Here is a 19,505-nt window from a genome sequence, read left to right on the forward strand (position 1 = left end):
GCAGACGGGTCCCCCGGCGGGCTGTGCCGGGCCCTGCCGTACGAGGCGCGCTCACAGGCCGGGGTTCGGGGCCTGGGGCCTGGGGCCTGGGGCCTGGGGCCTGGGGGCCGACCGTACGGAGCGCTGTGCTGCGGTTCCGCGGGTCCACGGGCGCGGTGAGCACCCGGACGGTCAGCAGTCGGGCGGTCAGCAGTCAGGCCGGGCGCGGACGGGCGGTGCACCCGCGGACCCCTGGCAGCGGCGCGGTGCGCGCCCGTCCGGGTGACGCCCGGACGGGCGCACCCGGGATGCACAGGCCCTGTCGGACGGCGGCCGACGGGGCCGCGGGGAGGCCGGGGCGGGCCGTGCCCGAGCGCGCACGGCCGTGCTCTTCCAAGCTGAGAGGAGTGAGCCGCCGCCGAGGGGCCCGCGGAAAGAGCGGTGTCGGATGAGACTCGTGGTCGACCTGAACCGGTGCCAGGCCTATGCACAGTGCGCGTTCCTGGCACCCGATGTCTTCAGCATGCACGGCGAGGAGACGCTGATGTACCAGACGCAGGCCGAGGAGTCGCAGCGGGAGCAGCTGCTCCGCGCGGCCGCGGCCTGCCCGGTCCAGGCGATCCTGGTCGACCGTGTCGAGGTGCCGGAGGCCGGGACGGGGGCGGTCCACGATGACCTCTGACGGACCGCTGCGGACCCTGCGGCGCAGCGGCCGGATCGTGATCGTCGGGGCCTCGCTGGCCGGGCTGCGGGCTGCCGAGACGCTCCGCGCGGAGGGCTTCGGCGGATCGCTGACCGTGATCGGGGACGAGCCCTGCGAGCCGTACGACCGGCCCCCGCTGACCAAGCAGGTGCTCCTCGGCCGGGTCGCGGCGGATGCGACGGCGCTTCCCCGGCGGCGGGAGGTCGACGCCTGCTGGCGGACCGGCGTCGCGGCCACCGGGCTGGATCCGGCCACCGGGCGGGTGCTGCTCGCGGACGGCGGCCAGGTGGAGTACGACCGGCTGCTGATCGCCACCGGGGTCCACGGCAGACCGTGGCCCCATGAGACCGAGGCGTCCCTGGACGGCGTCTGCACGGTGCGCACCCGTGACGACGCGGCGCGGCTGCGCCGCCGGCTGGAGGCCGGGCCGCGCCGGGTGCTGGTGATCGGGGCGGGTTTCACCGGGTCGGAGATCGCGTCGGCGTGCCGGGAGCGCGGGCTGGAGGTGACGGTGGCCGAACGCGGTCCCGCGCCGCTGGTGGGGGCGCTCGGCGGGGTCGTCGGCGGGGTGGCTGCCGAGTTGCAGCGGTCCTTCGGCGTGGATCTGCGCTGCGGGATCACCGTGACATCGCTGGAGGGCGACGACGTGGGGCGCCTGCGGCGGGCGCATCTGTCCGACGGCACGGTGCTGGACGTCGATGTGGCGGTGGTGGCCCTCGGGGCGGTGCGCAACACCGGTTGGCTGGAGGGGTCGGGGGTGGCGGCGGGTCCGCGAGGGGTGGCCTGCGACGCCGGCTGCCGGGCCTTCGACGTCCATGGCATCGTCACCGACGAGGTGTTCGCCGCCGGGGATGTCGCGCGGTCCCCCCATCCTCTGTTCGGGTATCAGTTCCTCTCCCTGGAGCACTGGGGCAATGCCGTCGCGGGGGCCGATGTCGCGGCGCACAACATGATCAGTGCCGGGCCCGACCGGCGTCCGCACCTGTGGATGCCCGCCTTCTGGTCCGCCCAGTTCGGCGTCAGCATCAAGTCGGTGGGGGTCCCCCCGATGGGGGACGAACTCGTCATCAGCCAGGGGTCGCTCGCCGAGCGCCGCTTTGTGGCCGTGTACGGGCACCGGGGGCGGGTGATCGCGGCGGTCGGCTTCGACCAGGCGAAGTGGATGCCGTTCTACCGGCGGCTGATCGAGTCCGCGGCGCCTTTCCCGCCGGACTTCCCCACCGTGGACGGCAGGCCCGAGCGGCTGCATCCGATCCCGGCCGACTTCCCCGACCCCTCGCTGCCCAGCCACGGACCGACCGTCACCCTGACGGGCCACTCCCCCCAGGACCGGCGTCTGTCCTTCACGCCGGCCCGTGCCTGACCGGCACCGACCGCACGGAGGCCCTCCCATGCCGTCCAGCAGTCTGCTGCAGCAGATCCTCGACCCCGCCGCCCGCGCCGACCCCTATCCGCTCTACCGGGAGCTGCGGAAGACCCCGGTCCACCGGGACGAGAGCACCGGCATCCATGCGGTCAGCACCTACTGGGAGATCCGGACCCTGCTCCAGGATCCGCGGATCAGCTCGGACGCCCGCAACCTCGCCCCGGGCGCCAGGTCCCTGCTCGCGCCCGAGGAGGACGCCACCCTTCCGCCGACCATGATCCGGCTGGACCCGCCCGAGCACGACCGTCTGCGCCGTCTCGCCATGCGGCCCTTCGGCCCCCCGCACAGCCCGCGCAGGGTGCACGAGATGCGCGGCGAACTCAGTGGTGTCATCTCCGGACTGGTCGACGCACTGGCCGGCCACAACGAGGCCGATCTTGTCGACGAGGTGGCCTACCCCTTCCCCGTCGCGGTGATCTGCAAGCTGCTCGGGGTGCCGCGCGAGGACGAGCCGCGGTTCCGCGTCCTGGTGGACGCGATCGTCGCCGGGATCGCCACCGGCGGCGACACGGCCGAGCAGCAGCGCACGGCCCAGCGCAGCCGCATGGAGCTGGCGGAGTATCTTGCGGGCCTGGTCGAGGAGCACCGCCGGGACCCGGGCGAGGACATGCTGTCCGCCCTGGTCACGGACGAGGGCCGGGAGGGGCGCATGTCCCTGGTCGAGCTGATCAGCAATGCCGTGCTGCTGCTCGTCGCCGGGCATGAGACGACCGTCAACCTCATCGCCAATGGCGTCCTCACGCTGCTGCGCAACCCGGAGGCACTGGAGCGGCTGCGCACCACCCCGTCGTCCGCCATCGCGACCGTCGAGGAGCTGCTGCGCTTCGAGCCTCCGGTGCAGCTGCTGCCGCAGCGGACCACCCTCGCGGACATCGAGATCGCCGGCACCGTGATCCCCGCGGGGGCGCCGGTCTGGCTGATGCTGGCCGCGGGCAACCGCGACCCGCAGCGGTTCCGCGACCCCGACCGGTTCGATCCGCAGCGCGAGGACATCCAGCACCTGGGGTTCGGCTTCGGCGTGCACTCCTGCTTCGGTGCGCCGCTCGCCAGGATGGAGGGGCAGCTCGCCCTGTACGAGATCGCCAGCAGGCTGGAGAACCTCCGGCTGGTGGAGGACCCACCGCCCTACCGGCCGAGCCCCGTCCTGCGCGGCCCCCGGCATCTGCCGGTCGCCTTCGACCGGGTCGCCGAGCATGTACCGCTGCCCGAGGCTTCAGCGGCCGTGCACGGCTGACCCGGTCAGGCCGGCGTGGGCCGTGCGGCGGCGGGCCCCCGTCGCATGAACCCGCAGGTGCGCCCTGATCCTGCGGGGGCGCATCTGCGGCTGATGCCCCGACGTCGGCCTTCCCGGAAGCCGGGGTGGCTGCCCCGGCTGCCGGGGAGGCAGCAGGACCCGGCGCTCGTTGGCGTCGCCGGCCCGGAGCCTCAGGCCGCCGCGGCGGTGATCCGCCGGACGACGTCGGCACGGATCCCGGGGAGGTCCGCGCCCGCCTCGGTGAGCACCCGGGCGGCCAGTCCGTCCCCTTCACGGATCAGGCCGAGCAGCAGATGGCCGGTGCCGATCTCCCGGTGCTTGAGCCGGACGGCCTCGCGCAGGGAGAGTTCCAGGACCTTCTTGGCCCGATCGCTGAAGGGGATGTGTCCGCTCTTCCGGGTCGGGCGGTGAGCCGGTGTCTGCAGCGCACCGGGGCCGAAGTTCGCCTCGGCGGCGCGCCTGACCTGGTCCAGGTCGATGCCCAGGGTGGCGAGGGCGTCCTGGTCCAGACCACCGTCGAGCGCGGTGACGATCCGGCGGCGCAGATCTGCCGTCTCCAGACCGTGGTCGCGCAGGACGCCGGCGGCGGGCCCGTCGGCGCCGCCCGCCAGGGCGAGCAGCAGATGCTCGGTGCCGACGTGGGAGTGGTGCAGCGAGCGTGCCTCACTCTGGGCGAGGACGACCGTCTGACGCGCGTCCACCGTGAACCGTTCGAACATCGCTAGCGCTCCTTGCCAAGGATCCGACGGCCACTGCCGTGCTTCTTGTGGACGGCCTGCCGGCTGACACCGAGGCAGACGGCGATCTCCTGCCAGGACCAGCCCTGGTCACGTGCGCTGCCCACCTGGAGCGCCTCCAGGCGGTCGGCCAGTTCGCGCAGCGCGCGGACGGCTCGCAGACCCACAGCGGGGTCACGGCTGCTCGCCTCCTGGGCGAGCTGTACTCCATCGCTCATGGTGTCAATGTAGGTTGACACTCCCCACCTGTCAACCATAGTTGACGGGCGTCGAAAATAATTCAGCTATGCTGTCTATATGAACCAGGAGACCGAGCGCGCAGCAGTGGATCTGCGGCTGAGCGTCATGCGCCTGGCCCGTCGCCTGCGCGCCGAGCGCGAACCCGGCGACCTCACCCTGGGCCGGCTGTCGGTACTCGGCCACCTGGAGCGCGACGGTCCGGCCACGGCCAGTGCGCTGGCCAACGCCGAGCGCATCACCCCCCAGTCCATGGCCCGCATCGTCCAGCACCTCCTCGGCGCCGGACTGGTCGAACGCAGTCAGGATCCGGCCGATCGCAGGGCATCCCTGCTGCGCATCACCGAAGCCGGGCGCGAGCTGGTGCTGCAGGACCGCCGGCAGCGCGAGGCATGGCTGTCCGAGGCCCTGGCGACCCAGCTCACCGAGATCGAGCGCGATCTGCTGATGCTCGCCGCCCGCCTGCTGGACCGCCTCGCCACCAGCTGAACCCGACCGGCGCCCCAGGAGCCCCACCGTGCCGCCAGCCCCGTCACCGCGACAATCCAACCCTCTCCAGAAAGACAGCCAGGCTGGCATATCAGCCCGGGCGGACCAGCCGTCCGCCAAGGCTGAGCACCGGGAGTTGCCCGCCCGGTTCGTAGCGCCCATCGCCTTCGGCACCATCCTCCAGCCGCTGAACTCCTCCATGATCGCGGTGGCTCTGGTGGGCATCCGCGACCACTTCCAGGCAGGCTCCTCGGTCACCTGGCTGGTCTCCGCGCTCTATCTGGCCACCGCGGTGGCCGCCCCCGCCATGGGCCGCATCGCCGACCTGCTGGGGCCGCGCCGCACCAGCCTGGGCGGCCTCGCGCTGGTGGCGGCCGCGTCGGTGGCGGCCCCCTTCGCCCCCGGGGTCGGCACCCTGGTCGCCTGCCGGGTGGTCATCGGTATCGGCACCGCCGCCCAGTACCCCTGCGGCGTCGCCATGGTGCGCCAGGCGGCCGACCGGCTGCACGCCCGCTCGCACAGCGCCCTGGGAGCGATCGCGGCCTGTTCCCAGGTGACCGCCGCACTCGGCCCCACCCTCGGCGGCCTGCTGGTCGGCGGCTTCGGCTGGACCGGCATCTTCTGGATCAACGTCCCCCTGGCCGTCTGCGCCGCCATGGTCATCCTCCGTTGGGGCCCGGCCGATCCGCCCACCGCTCCCGAGGAGGCACCCGCCGGCCGGCTGCGGTCGCTGGCCCGGATCGACCCCCTGGGGATACTGCTCTTCGCCGCCACCATCGCGGCGCTGATGTTCTGGCTGCTCTCGCTCGCGAACCGCCCCGAGTGGTGGTGGCTGGCCGCCGTGGTGCCCTGCGCCGCTCTCGCGGTCGCCCGCGGGCTGCGCGCCCGTGACCCGTTCCTGGACGTACGGCTGCTGGGCCGGCGCGACCTGTCCTTCACCTATCTGCGCACCATCGCCACCTACACCGCGTTCTACTGCGTCTTCTACGGACTGCCGCAGTGGCTGGAGGAGGCCCGCGGCCTCGGGCCGACCGGCGCCGGACTGGTGGTGCTGCCCACCGCGGCACTGGGGGCGGCCTCCACCTTCGCCGCCACCCGCCTGGTCCGCCGGCGGGGGCCGCGCGTCACCCTGCTGGTCGGCACCGCCGCGCTGCTCGTCGGAGGGCTGCTGCTCACCGTCCCCCGCACCGGCTCCCCGATCCTGCTGCTGCTCGCCGTCACCACGGTGCTGGGCCTGCCCAACGGTTTCAACAACATGGGCAACCAGAACACCATGTACTCAGCGGCGCCCGCGGAACGGACCGGAGCAGCCTCCGGCCTCTACCGCACCTCCCAGTACGTCGGCGCCAACCTGGCCGCCGCCGTGCTGGCGCTGCTCCTCGGCCACCACACCGACGACGCGGGCCTCCACCGGATGGGCCTCACCGTCGCCGGGATCGCCGCCCTGCTGCTGCTCACCTCCCTGGCGGGCACGGTACGCAGGGCAGTACACAGAGAACACCGCACCGAAAGGCACCACCAGTGGAACTGAAGCTCACCAAGTACGGACATGCCTGTGTCCGCCTCGAGTCCGAGGGCACGGTCGTCGTGATCGACCCGGGGGCCTTCAGCGAGCCGGAGGCGCTGGCGGGCGCCGACGCGGTGCTGGTCACCCATGACCACTTCGACCATGTCGCCCCCGACGCACTGCGCGCCGCGGCCGCCGCCGAACCGGGACTGCAGGTGTGGACCAACGCCTCGGTCGCCGCCCAGTTCGCCGACCTCGGCGACCGGGTGCACACCGTCGCCCACGGCGACGCCTTCACCGTCGGCGGCGGGGCCGGCATCCCGGTGCGGGTGCACGGTGAGAAGCACGCCGTCATCCACTCCGACATCCCGGTCTGCGACAACGTCGGCTTCCTGGTCGCCGACCGCGTCTTCCACCCCGGCGACGCCTTCACGGTGCCCGAGGAGCCGGTCTCCACCCTGCTGGTACCGGTCTCCGGCCCCTGGCTCAAGCTGGGTGAGGTCATCGACTTCGTCCGCGCGGTCGGACCTCGGGAGGCCTATCTGATCCACGAGGCCCTGCTCAGCGAGATCGGTCTCCAGACCGCCGAGCAGATGGTCGGCCGACTGGCCGGCGGGGAGGGCCGTTCCCTCTCCCGGCTGGCCTCCGGGCAGACCGTCGTCCTTGCCTGACCTGCGCGAGCCCGACGGCACCACCCGGCCGCAGGGCCGGTCCCGCAGCAGCGGGACCGGCCCTGCCGTGCGCTCACTCGCGAGGAAGTACAAGGGGGCTCGCTGAGGGTGGTCCCGATGCGGTCCGGCAGATCGGTGGTGGCCCCCCTCGGGACGGTGGCGGCCGGAACGCACTCGTCCGCAGCGGGCGCCGGCGCCTCAGCGCCGGAAGCGGCCACCCGGCCCGGGTCTGGACACGGCTCCCCGGTCGGCACCACGCGGACGACCGTCCCGGACGGGGCCCCGGGAGGCAGCGGTCGCACCGCTTGCGCCGGCCGCACCGGGCGGGGGCGGATCCGGCGGGGGCGGCTCAGGCTCCAGCTGCGGGGGCGGCGGCCACGACATCTGGGACGAGGACAGGACGACCTGCATCCGGTGGTAGCGGTCCAGATCCTGCCATTCGCCGCGGCGACGGCGGCGAGGGTGCTGAGCGGCGACGGCCCAGAGGGCCGCACACACGGCGGCGATCAGCGGAATGAGCAACCAGAGCAGCGCGTCCATGGCGGCAGTGCCCCCACTTCCTGATGCGGAGTCCTCGTCGCTCGCCTGCCCGTTCGGCCGCACGGCAACTCGCCCGTTGGGGTGAACCTCGACGGGCGGATCAGGGCTTCGGCTGGGGGTCCCGCCTGCGCCTGCGGCGCAGCAGATGCCGGGCCACCAGGGCTGCGACCAGCACGCCGAGGACGATCAGCAGATAGCTCTGGTAGCGGGAGACATCCCGGTAGACCGTGTCGATATGGCTGCCGGCGGTGTAGCCGACGGTGGCCCACAACCCCACCCAGAGGACGGCCCCGAGGGTGTTGAAGGCCAGGAAGCGCCGCCACGGCATACCGGTGGTGCCGGCGATGATGCCGTTGGCCTGGCGCAGCCCCTCGACGAAGCGGGCGATGACGACCACCTTGGCCCCGTTGCGGGAGAAGAACTCCTCGGCCCGGCCGAACCGCTCGGGGGTCAGCAGCACATACCGCCCCCAGCGGTGGACGAAGGCCCGGCCGCCGGTGCGGCCGATCAGATAGCCGACGTTGTCCCCGGCGACCGCGGCGACCAGGGCGATCCCCGCGACGGCGGCGATGGAGAGCTGTCCGGCGCCTGCGTACACCGCGGCCGCGACCAGGGTGGCCTCGCCGGGCGCGGGCACGCCGAAGTCCTCGACGAACACCAGCCCGCCGACGGACAGATAGCCGTAGTGCTCCAGCAGCGGGGCCAGGTGGGCCAGAGGACCGGGGAGCGGCGGGGCCATACCTCACCATAAGGGGCCGCCGGGCCCCAGGGGCCGCGCGCAGCGCGCTCCAGGCCGGGAGAGGCGGGCCCGTGTCAGTCGACGACCCGGCTGCGGTTCTGGTAGGCGAGGTCGGCGTACTCGGGGTGGCGGACCATCCAGACGGCGATGAACGGGCAGGTGGCCAGGACCGGCAGCCCGCGGGCGCGGGCGTCCTCCAGGGCCGCTCGGGCCAGGGAACCGCCCACCCCCCGGCCCTCGAACGCCGGCTCGACCTCGGTGTGGGGGTAGACGACCAGGCTGCCGCTGCGGATGTACTCGGCAAAGCCGACCAACCGGTCACCCTCCCAGGCCTCAAAACGCCCGTGCTCGGGTACATCGGTCACGACGACATCCATTCGGCCTCCCGGTGACGGCTGGCTGCGGCGGTTCACCGCCTCCATCCTGCCGTCCACGGAGCATGATCGGAAAAGGCCGGCGGATCGGAACGGCGGCCATCGCTATCGCGGGCCATCGGCGGTGAGGTGCGGCAATGCTGAAGGGAGTGCGGCAGAGAGCGGACCGGACGGCGCACATCCTCGCCGTCGTACGGGACCGCGTACCGCTGCTGCCCAGGGTCACCGATCAGCTGCTGAGGGTGAATCTGCTGGACAACGGGACTCGGATCGCCGCACAGGTCTTCCTCTGCGCGGTCCCGGCGCTCTTTGTGTTCAGCGCCTTCGCCCCCGCATCGGTCCGGAACGAGCTGACCGCGTCGCTCCGCACCGAGCTGGGCATCGGCGGCCGGCCGATATCCCAGGTGCAGCAGGTCCTGCAGGCAAGCGACAACGACACCCGCGAGGCGTTCGGCGCGGTCGGGACCGTGGTGACCCTGCTGTCGGCCACGGCCTGCAGCCGGGCGCTCCAGCGGGTCTGCGAGCGGGCCTGGCGGCTGCCGCGCTCGGGGTTCCGCGTGTCGGCATGGCGGTGGCTGGTCTGGCTGCTGGTGTGGCTGGTGGTTCTGGTGGGGCAGGGGTCCCTGCGCAATGCGTTCGGCATCGGCCCCGTGCTGGGACTGCCCCTGGCGGCGCTGGTCAGCGTGGCGCTGTGGTGGTGGACGCAGCATCTGCTGCTCGGCGGACGGGTGCCATGGCGGCCGCTGCTGCCCGGCGCACTCCTCTGCACGGCATCCGTCCTGCTGCTGAGCTGGGCGGCCCGGCTGTACATGCCGCGGGCGCTGGACCGCAGTCTGCTGCAGTTCGGCCCGTACGGTGCGGTGTTCACCACCCTGTCCTGGCTGATCGTGCTGGGCGCGGCCGTCACCGGGTCGATCGCCCTGGGGTATGTGCTGGCGACGGAGGAACCGGTGCGCAGGCTGCTCGCCCGGCTCGGCCTGCCGTGGTGGCACCGCACGGAGCGGCGGGACCCGGAATGATCCGGATCCCGCCGACTGCCATGCCGACGATACGTCAGAAGATGATCGTCACATTGTTGCCGAAGCCGGCAAAACCGCCGAGGCCGAAGCCGCCGAGGCCACCGTAACCGCCGCCGAAACCGCCGCCGAAGCCTCCGTAACCGCCGCCGAAACCGCCGCCGTGGTGGTGGTGGTGGTGACGGTGGTGCCCACCACCACCGAACCCGCCGTATCCACCGCCGAAGCCACCGCCGTGCACGGGAGTGGCGCTGGCGGTTCCGGCGAGCGGGACGACGGTGGCAGCGGCGGCGAGCGCTGCGGTGGCGACGATACGAGACATACGCTTGGACATGTGTGTTTCCTCTCGGATCGGAGTTGTTCCGAACAACAACCGGATAAGGTCACCGTAAGCAAGTTCGAGAACACGGCGCGCGTCGAACGCGCCTCCGAGTGACTGCTCGAACACCCTCAGCGACCGCCCATAGCAAGCGTCTTCGCAGGTCAGCGACGCGGGGCCCGCACTTGCGGGAGTCATCCGGACGGCCCCGCGACGACCCGGTGACCGTACGCCGTCCGAGCGGCCGTACGGGGTTCGAACCAGTCGTTGCACAACGGGCAGGAACGATCCATGGCGCAGCGCGCCACATCCCGCTGGACGCCAAGGAGGGTTTTGCCGCGAGGGGAGAACCCGACCCCACCGATCCCCGCGGCGGCACACGGCAGAGCATCCGGAGCTGAGCAGGCCCGAAGAATCCTCGACAGCGGCCTGGAGGGCAGCACACGGCTCTGCGACCTCGCATGGCGGCACACGGCCGCGATGCGGCACAAGGACCCCAGGCCACACCGGGCACGGCCCCGCGGGGAGCGGCAGGCCCGGCTTCTACCGGGTCCGTCCGCCCGGGGGGCGTCCGGCGAACGCCCCGACCGGCCAGGCCTTGCCGCAACTTCGCGCCGTTCAAGCCCCGCAGCGCCTGCGCAGTGGCCCTCCTCGCCGGTGGCAGGCAAGGAGGGAGAGAGGTCCCGCCGAGCGCCGGGCGGGAACTGTCAGAGAGGTCCTAACGCTCCCCGCCCGGCCGCCGGCCCTCCCCCGCGCGGCGCTCCCCCTCGGCCCGCCCGGCCTCGTAGACCCGGCGGACGAAGTCCGCGGCTGCGGTCTGGTCGAGGTCGCCGGTGAGGGCCATCAGTTCATTGGTGAAGCGGACCAGCGGATGGGGTGCGGTCATGGCACCAGGACACCGCCGCCCGCGGCGGTTCGCATCTTTTGCCGCTTTCCCACCCGGCGCGTGCGTTTGCAATAAGCAGCGTACGCAACTAACGTCGCCGATATGACCGACCTTCCCAGCCTCACCCTCAACAACGGCGTCCGCATCCCCCAGATCGGCTTCGGTGTCTTCCAGGTCCCCGACGACCAGACCGCCGTCGCCGTCTCCGCCGCTCTGGACGCCGGCTACCGCAGCATCGACACCGCATCCGTCTACGGGAACGAGAAGGGCGTCGGTGACGCTCTGGCCGCCGCCGGACTCCCGCGGGCCGAGCTGTTCGTCACCACCAAGCTGTGGAACGACGCCCAGGGATACGACTCCACCCTCGCGGCCTTCGACGCCAGCCTCGACAGGCTGCGGCTGGACCATGTCGACCTGTATCTGATCCACTGGCCCACCCCGGCCCGGGACCGCTACCTGGACACCTGGCGGGCCCTGGAGAAGCTGCTGGCCGACGGCCGGGTGCGGGCCATCGGCGTCTCCAACTTCCAGCCGGCCCATCTGACCCGGCTGATGGAGCACTCCGGCGTGGTCCCCGCAGTCAACCAGATCGAGCTGCACCCCCAGCTCCAGCAGGCCGAACTGCGGGCCTTCCACGCCCGCCACGGCATCGTCACCGAGGCGTGGAGCCCGCTGGCACAGGGCGGTGCGCTGCTCCAGGACCCGGCGGTCGGCGCCATCGCCGAGCGCCACGGGGTGACCCCGGCCCAGGTGGTGCTGCGCTGGCACCTCCAGCTCGGCAATGTGGTGATCCCGAAGTCGGTCACCCCCGAGCGCATCCGGGCCAACCTCGACCTCTTCGGCTTCGAACTCGGCGACGACGACCTGGCAGCCGTCGCCGCCCTGGACACCGGCACCCGGATCGGACCCGACCCCGACGCCTTCAACTGAGCACCCCGGGCCGGCCGCCGGCCCGGGGCGCAGAGGGCTCAGCCCGTCGCGGGGCGCTGCCGGGGCATCGGCGTACGCACCGCCGAATCGCCGACCGCGGCCGCACGCCGGCGGCGCACCCGCCGGCAGCCGGCCTTCAGGGCCTCCTCGACCAGCTTGACCTGTGCCAGCATGCCCCGGGCCCAGTCCCGCTCCCGCGAGTAGAGCTCGGCTGCGGGCCCGGGGTCACGCGGCAGCATCGCACCGGTGACCACGCGGAGCCCGGTGTGCATGGCCATCACATCGGCCTCCAGCCGCAGCCGGACCATCCGGGCCAGCTCCACGGGCTGGCGGTGCAGGAGTTCCTCGTGCCACCAGCGGGCCGGGGCGAGCTCGAACAGCCACACCTTGGCCGACTGCTCGAAGCCAGGTGACGAAGGCGGGCAGACCGCTCCCGGCCAGTGCGGGGAGGGCATCGGGGGCAGCGAACCGCACGGCTGGTCGGGACGCTTGTTCTCGGGGATCGGCTCCCATGAAGGTGTCGTATGTGCCATGACTACTCCCTTGCTGCTCACCGTCCCTGGCCGAAGGAAGAGGGAAGAGGCGTGTGCGGGCTCTGCACCCGGACACGACTGTCCGCATTCCCGGCTTCTCCCGGTACGGGGTGGCGCATGGCGGGCCCGTGACGGCCGGGGAGCGGGGGCCTCCGGTGTTCCGCGGGGCCTGCGCGTCGGTGCGCGGCCCGGCGCGGCCGGAGACGGTGGCCACTGCCGCGGCGCCGGGCTGGTGGATCCCCGGCGGCCTGCCATGTGTAGGACACGAAACGTACCTACTCGATGAAATCTACACAAGAGGTGTCCATATCGACGAGGGTCGGCCCGTCCGAACCCCTCCACGGCCGTCCCCGGGCGCCCGCCGCACCGCTCAGAAGGCGACGTCGGAGCAGGAGTAGAAGGCGTTGCCGGTGTCGGCGATGTCCCAGACCGCGAGGATCATGTGGTGGCCGGTCCTGCCGCCGGGCAGGGTGCCGGTGTGGCTGATGTCGACCGCGGGCCGGGCCCCGTTGTAGGGGACGGTGAGGAACGGGGTGCTCTCCAGCGCGGCGCGGGTCAGCGGACGGGTGGGGTCCCAGCCCTGGCGGGTGATGAAGTAGCGGAACGAGGTGGTGGCGTGCTGGGCGGTGAGGTGCCACGTGAAGGTGAACGACTGGCCGGCGGTCAGCCGGGTGGTCGGCCAGTTGCCGCCGCGGGGGTCGTCGAGTTGCGCGAAGCGGGCGATGCCGCCCGCGCAGATGGTCCCGTCCGAGGGGCCCAGAGCCGGGAAGCCCTTGGGGCCCTCGACGCTCTGGGGTTCCCACTGGATGTCGCCGCACCCGGTGACCACGCCCTGGGCGCAGAGCGCGCCGCGGCTCGGCGGGTTGGTGGTTTGACGCGCTCCTCGGCATCAATGCCGAGGATTCAGCCCGTGCCGCTGACGCGACACCTCCGTGGCTTCCGGCTTCAGCGACCAGCGCCACCGCAAGCGGCAGTCTTACCCGGTCTCCACAGGCTTTCGGATCCGAAGACCCCGTTCCCGCCCGTCCGGCGGTACCTGACACGGTCACCGTACCGGGCAGCAGAGTGCCTTGGCGGCACTTCGCCGAATCCCGTCCCGCTCCGCGGGAGTCCGATTCACCACCGGGCTGAAGCCCGGCGCCCTCTCGGAGAAGACCGGTAGCCGTGGGCGGACGCCGGGGAGGCGGTGGCGAGCGGGACGGCCAGGGCAGCGGCGGCGAGCGCGGCCAGCACGGGTGCGCGGTGGAGGGTGTGACGCCTGGGCACGGTGCCTCCTGAGGGCACTTGACATGGATGCGACAGGTGTCGGGGTGCTCCCCACGGCAGGAGCACTCCCCTGAGGGCGTCAATGGTCTGAACCAGTCATGCGTCAGGGCGGTGGTGCGACCCTCATGGGTGGAAGTCGGCGACCGCGGTCCCGCCGCGGTTCCCGACGGGTAGGGATTCCCGGCATGGACTACCAGCAAGACAGGAACTTCCGGGCCTGGCTCCTCTCCTACGCCCAGATCCACGGCACGCTCGGCGATCTGGCGCGCTCCGTCCTGGACGACCCGAGCTGGCCGCAGGGACCGGACGACCTGGAGCGCTGCCGGGCCCGGCTACTGGAACGCGGCGCCGACACCGACGCGGTGGACACCCTGGAGGAGGCCTGGGAACGCTACCGGCGCGGCCGGTGAGCAGCCCCGTACGACCCCGCTCCCAGGACCCGGTCCGCCCCGCTCGCGTAAGCCGGAGCCGCCCGCCAGTCTGGAGGGGTGAGCGACGACCAGCGCCGCGAACCGGCAGCGCAGGGCTGGCCCGGCCCGGTGTCCCCACCCGGCACCGAAGGCTGGCAGGAGACAGCCGTCCACTGGATGTGGACCCTGCTGCCGTCGACCTGGGCCCAGTACGACGTCTTCCACCACCAGCCGCTGCTGCTGGCCCGCCAGGCCGATCTGCACATCCAGGCGGAGATCGCCGGGCTGCGGCACGGCTGGTCCACCACCCGCCGCGACCTGGCCCAGGCGGGCATGGATCCGGGCACCGTCGACCGGACCCTGGAGGTGTACGCCGTCGAGGGGCAGCGGCTGCGCGACCTGGACCGGCAGCTGCGGCTGGTGACCGACGCGCTGGTGCGCGACATCCGACAGCGGACACATCCGCATGGCTGAACCGGACCGACCGCGGGCCCCCCACGGGGCCCGGATGCTGCGGCCCGTGTCCGGGGCCCGGCCCTGGCACCGGCGGCTGCATCTGACCTGGCACCGCTCCGGGGTGCGGCGCGGCTGGCGCCGCGGCGGCGAGCTGGAGCTGATGCACCGGGCGCTCAGCTTCGCCGCCCTGGGGCTGGTGACCCTGGTGCCGCTGCTGATCGTGGTGGCCTCCGCCGACCCGGTGGGCCACCATGGATTCGCCCAGTGGGTGGTGGACGGCATGGGCATCTCGGGGCGGTCCGCCGAGGCGGTGCAGCGGGTCTTCGCCGCGCCGGCCAGGGTGCTCAGCGCCACCAGCGCCTTCAGTGTGGTGGCACTGGCGGTGTTCGGCCTCTCCTTCGCCTCGGTGGTGCAGACCGGGTACGAGCGGGTGTGGGACCTGCCCTCGGGCCCCTGGCACTCCGCCTGGCGCCGCATCGTCTGGCTGGCCGTGCTCACCGGCTATCTCTTCGCGGATGTGCAGAGCGCCGCGCTGCTGGAGCGGATGGGGTCACTGCGGGTGGCGATCACCGTGCTGGGCGCTGTGCTCTTCTTCTGGTGGACCCAGCGGTTCCTGATCGGCGGCCGCCTGCCGTGGCGGGATCTGCTGCCCGGTGCGGTGGCCACCGTGCTGGGCCTGGTGGGCCTGCGGATCTTCTCGGGGCTGGTCTTCGCGCCGCTGATCGTCTCCAACGCGGTGACCTACGGCGCGATCGGCACGGTGCTGATCGTGCAGTCCTGGCTCATCGGAGCAGGGGTGGTGGTGTTCGGCGGGGCTCTGGTGGGGCGGCAGCTGGTCGCGGAGCACGAGCGCCGCTCCAGGCGCCACCGCCCGCCCGGCTAGCGCCCCGGGACCGCAGCCGTGGCGGGCGAGGGCACGTCGGCCCCACGCCGGCATGGGCACCGGGGTGGAGCCGCCGGTCCCGCCGGGGCCGGTGGTGGTTCACTCCAGCTGTCCGTCCTCGGGCTTCTCCAGCCGCACATGCAGCACCGGCTCATTGAGCTCCAGGCTGTTGATCAGGCGGAGTGCGGCGGCGAGACCGCTGCCCACCAGCTCGTCGGCCGTCTCCCCGTAGGAGATGCGCAGTACCAGGGTCGCGACCGGGTCCTCGTCCGCGCCCCGCCAGGGGTCCCGGCGGCCGCCGCCGGTGCCGCTCTCGGCGGCAGCCCGCAGGACGAAGGCCAGCGCGGGCGCCTTGGCCCTGGGCAGCGTGACGGTGAGCTGCCGGCGTTCGACCCGGTCCAGCCGGACCTCCGCCGCCTCGCTGCCGAAGAGCAGTGCGTAGAGGAGGTCCTTGGCCTCCTCCAGCAGCGCGGTCGCCGCGGGCGAGCGGTGCCGGGACTCCAGCGCCTCACCGCCCCGCGGCGGCGGTCCGAGCAGCTGCCCGTCGGCCTCCAGGCGTTCCCTGGTGGCCTCCCGGTAGCGCAGCACCAGGTCGGTGAGGCGGTTGCGGTCCAGGCGCCAGGCCCGGATGCGTTCCATGCGCAGTGTGCGGTCCTGCTCCGCCTGGCGGCCGTCCTCCTCGCTGCGCGGCAGCGGCAGCCGCCCGCCGGGGGCTCCCATGGTCTGCACGATCAGCTGCTCCACCAGCCACTCGGTGGGGCGGGTGCGCAGCAGCCTGCGGACCCGTTCTCGGGCATCTGCGTCCGCCTGCTCCCGGGCCCGCCGGACGATGTCCTCGATGTTCACCATGCGGCGGACCGTAGCCGCACGGCACCGGCTGGGCCGCGGTTGTGGAGCGGATACCAACGATCGGGTGACATGTCCGCTCAGAGGTCGGTCAGCAGCGCCGTCAGCTGCTGCGGGAGAGGCGGGGCGCCCAGGCGGTTGTCGAGCTCCAGATGGGGTGCGGGCGGCGGGCTGTCGGGGAGGGTGCGGGCGGTGAAGGCGGCGAAGTCGGCCAGCTTCCCGGTGTCCCGGGGGCTGCGGCGGGTGCGCAGCCGGGCGGCCAGGGTGTCGGCTTCCGAACGGACCCACACCAGCCGCACCGGTTCCCCGCCGAGTTCGGCGACCCAGGCGTGCCAGCGGTCGACGTCGCGGATCTGCTCGGTGAAGGGGGCGACCAGCAGGACGGGGCAGCCCGGGGCGCGGATCTGCCGGGCGGCGGCGGTCATGCCGGTGTACTCATGGGCCTTGATGTGCTCGTCGTACCAGGGCCCCTCGCGTTCGCCCGGAGGCCGGCCGTGCGCGGTCTGCACCGCGGCGACGAACCCGTCGAAGAGGGTGTCCTTGTCGAGCAGGGCCGGCACCGGCCGCAGCCGTGCCAGCAGCAGCTCCGCGACGGTGGACTTGCCCGCGCCGGGCGCGCCCGCGACCACCCACACCGGGGCTCCGTGCGTCTGCTGCTCCATGGGCCCATGGTGCCCGGGGGTGCTCTGCGCTACGCAGTCGGGGGGATGCCGCCGTCGAAGCGGGCCAGCAGCAGGGCGACATCGTCGTCGGAGGCGTGGTAGAGGCCGTCGAGCACGGCGTCGCAGGTCTCCTCCAGGGGCTGCCCCGCGGTGCCGGTGAGCAGTCGCTGCAGTGCTTGGAGGCCGGTGTCTATCGCCTGGTCGCGGCGTTCCACCAGCCCGTCGGTGTAGAAGGCGAGCAGGGTGCCCGCGGCGAGGTCCAGGGCGACCGTGGAGAAGGGCACCCCGCCGACGCCCAGCGGGGCGGCGGTGGGGATGTCCACAAAGGCGGCCGCACCGTCCGGGTCGACCCGGATCGGCGGCAGATGTCCGGCCGAGGAGATCTCGCAGTGCCGGCAGCTGAGATCGCACACGGCATACACGCAGGTGGCGAAGGAGTCGCTGAGCGCGGCGGCGATCTCGTCGAGGTGGCTGAGCAGGTCTGCCGGAGGCAGGTCGAGCCCCGCGAGAGTGCGGGTGGCGATCCGCAGCTGGCCCATGATCGCGGCGGCCCGGACCCCGCTGCCCATGACATCGCCGACCACCAGGCCCACCTTGTCGCCGACCAGCGGCAGCACATCGAACCAGTCGCCGCCGATCTCGCTGGCGCCGGCGGCCGGCCGGTAGCGGACGGCGGTCTGCAGCGCCGCGTGCCTGACCGGCTCCTGGGGCAGCAGGCTGCGCTGCAGGGTGAGCGCGGTCTCCCGTTCGCGGCCGTAGAGCAGGGCGTTGTCGATGCAGACGGCGGCGCGGGCGGCCAGTTCGCCGGCGAGGGTCTCGTCCTGCTCGTCGAAGGAGCGGGGGTTGACCGTGCGGTAGAGGCTGAGGGTGCCCAGGACCTCACCGCGGGCGATCAGCGGGGTGGCCAGATAGGAGTGCACCCCCGCGTCGAGGAGCACCTGGGCCGCTCTGTCGTCGCGGGACATCTGGCGGACCATGGCCTCGTCCACCCGGGGCAGCCGGATCGGCCTGGCCTCGCGTACGGTCCGGGTGATGGCGCGGGAGGGGCCGTAGTGGGCGATCTCGCCGACCGGGTCGGCGGCCTGGATCGCCTCGGTCGGATAGCTGGAGGCGACGGCCAGGGCCCGGAAGGCGCTGCCCGCCTCGGAGGGGACGACGGCGGAGGGGGAGCCGCCCAGCGCCGCGTCCAGGACGTCCACGGCGGCGAGGTCGGCCAGTCCCGGTACGGCGACGTCCAGCAGCTCACGGGCGGTCTGCTGGAGGTCGAGGGTGGTGCCGATGCGGACCCCGGCGTCGGCGATGACGGCGAGCCGCTCCCTGGCCTCGATGGCCTCGGCTGCGATGCGATGGCGCTCGGAGACATCCATGAGGGAGACGGCCAGGCCGAGGATGCGCCCGTTGGAGTCGTCCAGCCGGTAGTGGCTGATCGACCACACATGGTCGGCCCCGGGGTCGGCGGCGGTGCGTCCGGCGACGCGCTGGTCGATGACGGGGGCGCCGGTGGTCAGGACCCGGCGCAGGGTGGTCTCCATACGGCGGGTGTCCAGGGCGGGCATGACCTGCCCGGGTGTCCGGCCGAGCAGGTCGGCCGGGGGCAGGCCGGCGATCTCGGCCATCGCCAGGTTGACCCGGGTGAACCGCAGATCGTTGCCGAGGACGCCGACGCCCACCGGCGACTGCTCGACCAGGCGGTCGGAGAGCGCCATGTCGGTCTCCACCCGGCGCACCGTGCCGACGTCCGCGGCGAGCCCCAGGGCGAGGATGTTGCCCTGGCGGTCCAGCAGGCTCATATTGCGGAACTCGACCTGCCGTTCGCTGCCGTCCTTGTGCCGGATGGGGAAGACCCCGGCCCAGATCGCACCTGCCCTGACCTGGTCGAAGAGGTCGATGGCCAGCGACCGGTTCTCCGGGGCCACCATCAGCCGGGCGGCGGGGAGCCCCAGCACCTCCTCCGCGGTGTAGCCGAAGAGCTCCTCGGCCTCCGCGCTCCACAGCGAGACCCGGCCCTCCGGGTCCAGGACGACGGCCGCGACCTTCAGCAGATCCAGCAGACCGCCCGGCGCGGCGGTGACCGCGTCGGGAGGCCGGTCCTGATGCGGTTGCGCGGTCATGGGGGCGGCTCTCCTCCGCCCGGGCTACGGCAGACGCCGGCCGCACCGGGCTCCTACCGTGATACCTCGCCGGGCGCCCGTTCGCACCCCCCGGGGTCCTTCACCATGCCCGTCCGGGGGCACGGGATGACGCCAGCCGGGTGAGCCACGATGGGCGCGGGGCCGCCAAGGGGGGCGCGGACCGGGCGGTGGGTGAGGATCGCTTGGAGATTCCCCCCACCTGCGAGGAGCCGACAGCCGTGTTGGAGCGAACCAAGCGCAAGAACCGCATCGAGGTCACCTTCGTGCTGCCTGCCGACCATCCGCACACCTCGGTGAGCGTGGTCGGTGACTTCAATGACTGGCAGCCCGGGGCCCACCCGATGGAACCGCGTCCGGACGGGACCCGTGCCGTCACGGTGGCGCTGCCGGCCAAGGAGCGGTTCGGCTTCCGCTACCTCGCCGACGGCGGCCACTGGTTCGACGAGGAGCACGCGGACGAGCACGACGGGCACAACGGCTATGTGCTGACCTGATCCGGTCCCAGTGCA

The 19,505-nt window shown here is 72.9% G+C and carries 22 protein-coding genes and 1 pseudogene; 12 read left to right on the forward strand and 11 right to left on the reverse strand.

The window, feature by feature from the left end; all coding sequences use genetic code 11:
• The first annotated feature begins 427 nt into the window (after positions 1 to 427).
• The 3 genes from AB0761_RS02690 to AB0761_RS02700 are packed head-to-tail and all read left to right on the forward strand — an operon-like array spanning position 428 to position 3,342.
• Complete coding sequence (locus tag AB0761_RS02690; protein WP_377267210.1) at positions 428 to 661, forward strand: ferredoxin; 234 nt, start codon at positions 428 to 430, stop codon at positions 659 to 661.
• On the forward strand, positions 651 to 2,045 hold the full coding sequence (locus AB0761_RS02695; protein WP_377267211.1) for an NAD(P)/FAD-dependent oxidoreductase: 1,395 nt from the start codon (positions 651 to 653) through the stop codon (positions 2,043 to 2,045). Before AB0761_RS02690 ends, AB0761_RS02695 begins: the two co-directional genes overlap by 11 nt.
• A gap of 28 nt (positions 2,046 to 2,073) precedes the next feature.
• The gene (locus AB0761_RS02700; protein ID WP_377267212.1) at positions 2,074 to 3,342 is read left to right on the forward strand and encodes a cytochrome P450; all 1,269 of its coding nucleotides are present in this window, start codon (positions 2,074 to 2,076) and stop codon (positions 3,340 to 3,342) included.
• Between the two features lie 191 nt (positions 3,343 to 3,533).
• On the opposite strand, the gene AB0761_RS02705 is transcribed toward AB0761_RS02700, so the two are convergent.
• Together AB0761_RS02705 and AB0761_RS02710 are read right to left on the reverse strand one after the other, a co-directional pair.
• On the reverse strand, positions 3,534 to 4,082 hold the full coding sequence (locus tag AB0761_RS02705) for a Clp protease N-terminal domain-containing protein (RefSeq protein ID WP_377267213.1): 549 nt from the start codon (positions 4,080 to 4,082) through the stop codon (positions 3,534 to 3,536).
• Positions 4,083 to 4,084: 2 nt separating this feature from the next.
• Positions 4,085 to 4,318, reverse strand: coding sequence for an RNA polymerase subunit sigma-70 (locus AB0761_RS02710; RefSeq protein WP_377267214.1), 234 nt, complete (start codon positions 4,316 to 4,318; stop codon positions 4,085 to 4,087).
• A 79-nt stretch (positions 4,319 to 4,397) separates the two neighbouring features.
• On the opposite strand from AB0761_RS02710, the gene AB0761_RS02715 reads away from it, so the two are divergent.
• The 3 genes from AB0761_RS02715 to AB0761_RS02725 all read left to right on the forward strand — a co-directional run bounded on the left by AB0761_RS02715 (position 4,398) and on the right by AB0761_RS02725 (position 7,004).
• Entirely contained in the window at positions 4,398 to 4,826 is a 429-nt protein-coding gene (locus AB0761_RS02715; protein WP_377267215.1) for a MarR family winged helix-turn-helix transcriptional regulator, read from the forward strand.
• A gap of 136 nt (positions 4,827 to 4,962) precedes the next feature.
• Positions 4,963 to 6,357, forward strand: coding sequence for an MFS transporter (locus AB0761_RS02720; protein WP_377267216.1), 1,395 nt, complete (start codon positions 4,963 to 4,965; stop codon positions 6,355 to 6,357).
• On the forward strand, positions 6,348 to 7,004 hold the full coding sequence (locus AB0761_RS02725) for an MBL fold metallo-hydrolase (RefSeq protein ID WP_377267217.1): 657 nt from the start codon (positions 6,348 to 6,350) through the stop codon (positions 7,002 to 7,004). The genes AB0761_RS02720 and AB0761_RS02725 overlap by 10 nt, the downstream gene beginning before the upstream one ends.
• 640 nt (positions 7,005 to 7,644) lie before the next feature.
• On the opposite strand, the gene AB0761_RS02730 is transcribed toward AB0761_RS02725, so the two are convergent.
• Positions 7,645 to 8,283: a DedA family protein gene (locus AB0761_RS02730; RefSeq protein ID WP_377267218.1), complete on the reverse strand. Its 639-nt coding sequence runs from the start codon at positions 8,281 to 8,283 to the stop codon at positions 7,645 to 7,647.
• 74 nt (positions 8,284 to 8,357) lie between these two features.
• Complete coding sequence (locus AB0761_RS02735) at positions 8,358 to 8,648, reverse strand: GNAT family N-acetyltransferase (RefSeq protein ID WP_377267219.1); 291 nt, start codon at positions 8,646 to 8,648, stop codon at positions 8,358 to 8,360.
• 146 nt (positions 8,649 to 8,794) lie between these two features.
• On the opposite strand from AB0761_RS02735, the gene AB0761_RS02740 reads away from it, so the two are divergent.
• Entirely contained in the window at positions 8,795 to 9,676 is an 882-nt protein-coding gene (locus AB0761_RS02740) for a YhjD/YihY/BrkB family envelope integrity protein (RefSeq protein WP_377267220.1), read from the forward strand.
• 34 nt (positions 9,677 to 9,710) lie between these two features.
• Here AB0761_RS02740 and AB0761_RS02745 read toward each other — a convergent pair whose 3' ends face one another.
• Positions 9,711 to 10,007 (reverse strand): hypothetical protein, encoded by a 297-nt coding sequence (locus tag AB0761_RS02745; RefSeq protein ID WP_377267221.1) that lies wholly within the window; start codon positions 10,005 to 10,007, stop codon positions 9,711 to 9,713.
• Positions 10,008 to 10,710: 703 nt separating this feature from the next.
• Positions 10,711 to 10,878, reverse strand: coding sequence for a hypothetical protein (locus AB0761_RS02750; RefSeq protein WP_377267222.1), 168 nt, complete (start codon positions 10,876 to 10,878; stop codon positions 10,711 to 10,713).
• 102 nt (positions 10,879 to 10,980) lie between these two features.
• Here AB0761_RS02750 and AB0761_RS02755 point away from each other — a divergent pair, with 102 nt between their 5' ends.
• On the forward strand, positions 10,981 to 11,808 hold the full coding sequence (locus AB0761_RS02755; protein WP_377267223.1) for an aldo/keto reductase: 828 nt from the start codon (positions 10,981 to 10,983) through the stop codon (positions 11,806 to 11,808).
• Between the two features lie 38 nt (positions 11,809 to 11,846).
• Here the strand turns inward: AB0761_RS02755 and AB0761_RS02760 are convergent, their stop codons facing one another.
• Both AB0761_RS02760 and AB0761_RS02765 read right to left on the reverse strand, forming a co-directional pair.
• Complete coding sequence (locus AB0761_RS02760) at positions 11,847 to 12,341, reverse strand: hypothetical protein (RefSeq protein ID WP_377267224.1); 495 nt, start codon at positions 12,339 to 12,341, stop codon at positions 11,847 to 11,849.
• Between the two features lie 370 nt (positions 12,342 to 12,711).
• Positions 12,712 to 13,209: pseudogene (locus AB0761_RS02765) on the reverse strand (lytic polysaccharide monooxygenase); the annotation flags it as partial.
• Positions 13,210 to 13,792: 583 nt separating this feature from the next.
• Here AB0761_RS02765 and AB0761_RS02770 point away from each other — a divergent pair.
• The 3 genes from AB0761_RS02770 to AB0761_RS02780 all read left to right on the forward strand — a co-directional run bounded on the left by AB0761_RS02770 (position 13,793) and on the right by AB0761_RS02780 (position 15,356).
• On the forward strand, positions 13,793 to 14,017 hold the full coding sequence (locus AB0761_RS02770; RefSeq protein WP_377267225.1) for a YozE family protein: 225 nt from the start codon (positions 13,793 to 13,795) through the stop codon (positions 14,015 to 14,017).
• Between the two features lie 78 nt (positions 14,018 to 14,095).
• Positions 14,096 to 14,491 carry a hypothetical protein gene (locus AB0761_RS02775; RefSeq protein WP_377267226.1) on the forward strand — a complete coding sequence of 132 codons (396 nt, stop codon included), beginning with the start codon at positions 14,096 to 14,098 and terminating at the stop codon, positions 14,489 to 14,491.
• A gap of 34 nt (positions 14,492 to 14,525) precedes the next feature.
• The gene (locus AB0761_RS02780; RefSeq protein ID WP_377267227.1) at positions 14,526 to 15,356 is read left to right on the forward strand and encodes a ribonuclease BN; all 831 of its coding nucleotides are present in this window, start codon (positions 14,526 to 14,528) and stop codon (positions 15,354 to 15,356) included.
• A 99-nt stretch (positions 15,357 to 15,455) separates the two neighbouring features.
• Here AB0761_RS02780 and AB0761_RS02785 read toward each other — a convergent pair whose 3' ends face one another.
• The 3 genes from AB0761_RS02785 to AB0761_RS02795 all read right to left on the reverse strand — a co-directional run bounded on the left by AB0761_RS02785 (position 15,456) and on the right by AB0761_RS02795 (position 18,975).
• On the reverse strand, positions 15,456 to 16,205 hold the full coding sequence (locus AB0761_RS02785; RefSeq protein WP_377267228.1) for a hypothetical protein: 750 nt from the start codon (positions 16,203 to 16,205) through the stop codon (positions 15,456 to 15,458).
• 77 nt (positions 16,206 to 16,282) lie between these two features.
• Positions 16,283 to 16,864, reverse strand: a complete 582-nt coding sequence (locus AB0761_RS02790; RefSeq protein ID WP_377267229.1) for an AAA family ATPase — start codon at positions 16,862 to 16,864, stop codon at positions 16,283 to 16,285.
• Between the two features lie 29 nt (positions 16,865 to 16,893).
• The gene (locus tag AB0761_RS02795) at positions 16,894 to 18,975 is read right to left on the reverse strand and encodes a SpoIIE family protein phosphatase (protein ID WP_377267230.1); all 2,082 of its coding nucleotides are present in this window, start codon (positions 18,973 to 18,975) and stop codon (positions 16,894 to 16,896) included.
• A 239-nt stretch (positions 18,976 to 19,214) separates the two neighbouring features.
• Between AB0761_RS02795 and AB0761_RS02800 the strand changes: the two genes are divergently transcribed.
• On the forward strand, positions 19,215 to 19,490 hold the full coding sequence (locus AB0761_RS02800; protein ID WP_377267231.1) for an isoamylase early set domain-containing protein: 276 nt from the start codon (positions 19,215 to 19,217) through the stop codon (positions 19,488 to 19,490).
• The last annotated feature ends 15 nt before the right edge of the window (positions 19,491 to 19,505 follow it).

The organism is Peterkaempfera podocarpi (assembly GCF_042466665.1).
In the GTDB taxonomy this organism is placed as follows: domain Bacteria; phylum Actinomycetota; class Actinomycetes; order Streptomycetales; family Streptomycetaceae; genus Peterkaempfera; species Peterkaempfera podocarpi.

Excerpts from the sequence above, each read along its gene's own strand:
- AB0761_RS02740 (WP_377267220.1), top strand. The coding sequence starts at position 8,795 with ATGCTGAAGGGAGTGCGGCAGAGAGCGGACCGGACGGCGCACATCCTC.
- AB0761_RS02715 (WP_377267215.1), top strand. The coding sequence starts at position 4,398 with ATGAACCAGGAGACCGAGCGCGCAGCAGTGGATCTGCGGCTGAGCGTC.
- AB0761_RS02780 (WP_377267227.1), top strand. The coding sequence starts at position 14,526 with ATGCTGCGGCCCGTGTCCGGGGCCCGGCCCTGGCACCGGCGGCTGCAT.
- AB0761_RS02785 (WP_377267228.1), bottom strand. The coding sequence starts at position 16,205 with ATGGTGAACATCGAGGACATCGTCCGGCGGGCCCGGGAGCAGGCGGAC.
- AB0761_RS02690 (WP_377267210.1), top strand. The coding sequence starts at position 428 with ATGAGACTCGTGGTCGACCTGAACCGGTGCCAGGCCTATGCACAGTGC.
- AB0761_RS02755 (WP_377267223.1), top strand. The coding sequence starts at position 10,981 with ATGACCGACCTTCCCAGCCTCACCCTCAACAACGGCGTCCGCATCCCC.
- AB0761_RS02745 (WP_377267221.1), bottom strand. The coding sequence starts at position 10,007 with ATGTCCAAGCGTATGTCTCGTATCGTCGCCACCGCAGCGCTCGCCGCC.
- AB0761_RS02750 (WP_377267222.1), bottom strand. The coding sequence starts at position 10,878 with ATGACCGCACCCCATCCGCTGGTCCGCTTCACCAATGAACTGATGGCC.
- AB0761_RS02795 (WP_377267230.1), bottom strand. The coding sequence starts at position 18,975 with ATGACCGCGCAACCGCATCAGGACCGGCCTCCCGACGCGGTCACCGCC.
- AB0761_RS02760 (WP_377267224.1), bottom strand. The coding sequence starts at position 12,341 with ATGGCACATACGACACCTTCATGGGAGCCGATCCCCGAGAACAAGCGT.
- AB0761_RS02705 (WP_377267213.1), bottom strand. The coding sequence starts at position 4,082 with ATGTTCGAACGGTTCACGGTGGACGCGCGTCAGACGGTCGTCCTCGCC.
- AB0761_RS02700 (WP_377267212.1), top strand. The coding sequence starts at position 2,074 with ATGCCGTCCAGCAGTCTGCTGCAGCAGATCCTCGACCCCGCCGCCCGC.
- AB0761_RS02790 (WP_377267229.1), bottom strand. The coding sequence starts at position 16,864 with ATGGAGCAGCAGACGCACGGAGCCCCGGTGTGGGTGGTCGCGGGCGCG.
- AB0761_RS02695 (WP_377267211.1), top strand. The coding sequence starts at position 651 with ATGACCTCTGACGGACCGCTGCGGACCCTGCGGCGCAGCGGCCGGATC.
- AB0761_RS02730 (WP_377267218.1), bottom strand. The coding sequence starts at position 8,283 with ATGGCCCCGCCGCTCCCCGGTCCTCTGGCCCACCTGGCCCCGCTGCTG.
- AB0761_RS02770 (WP_377267225.1), top strand. The coding sequence starts at position 13,793 with ATGGACTACCAGCAAGACAGGAACTTCCGGGCCTGGCTCCTCTCCTAC.
- AB0761_RS02710 (WP_377267214.1), bottom strand. The coding sequence starts at position 4,318 with ATGAGCGATGGAGTACAGCTCGCCCAGGAGGCGAGCAGCCGTGACCCC.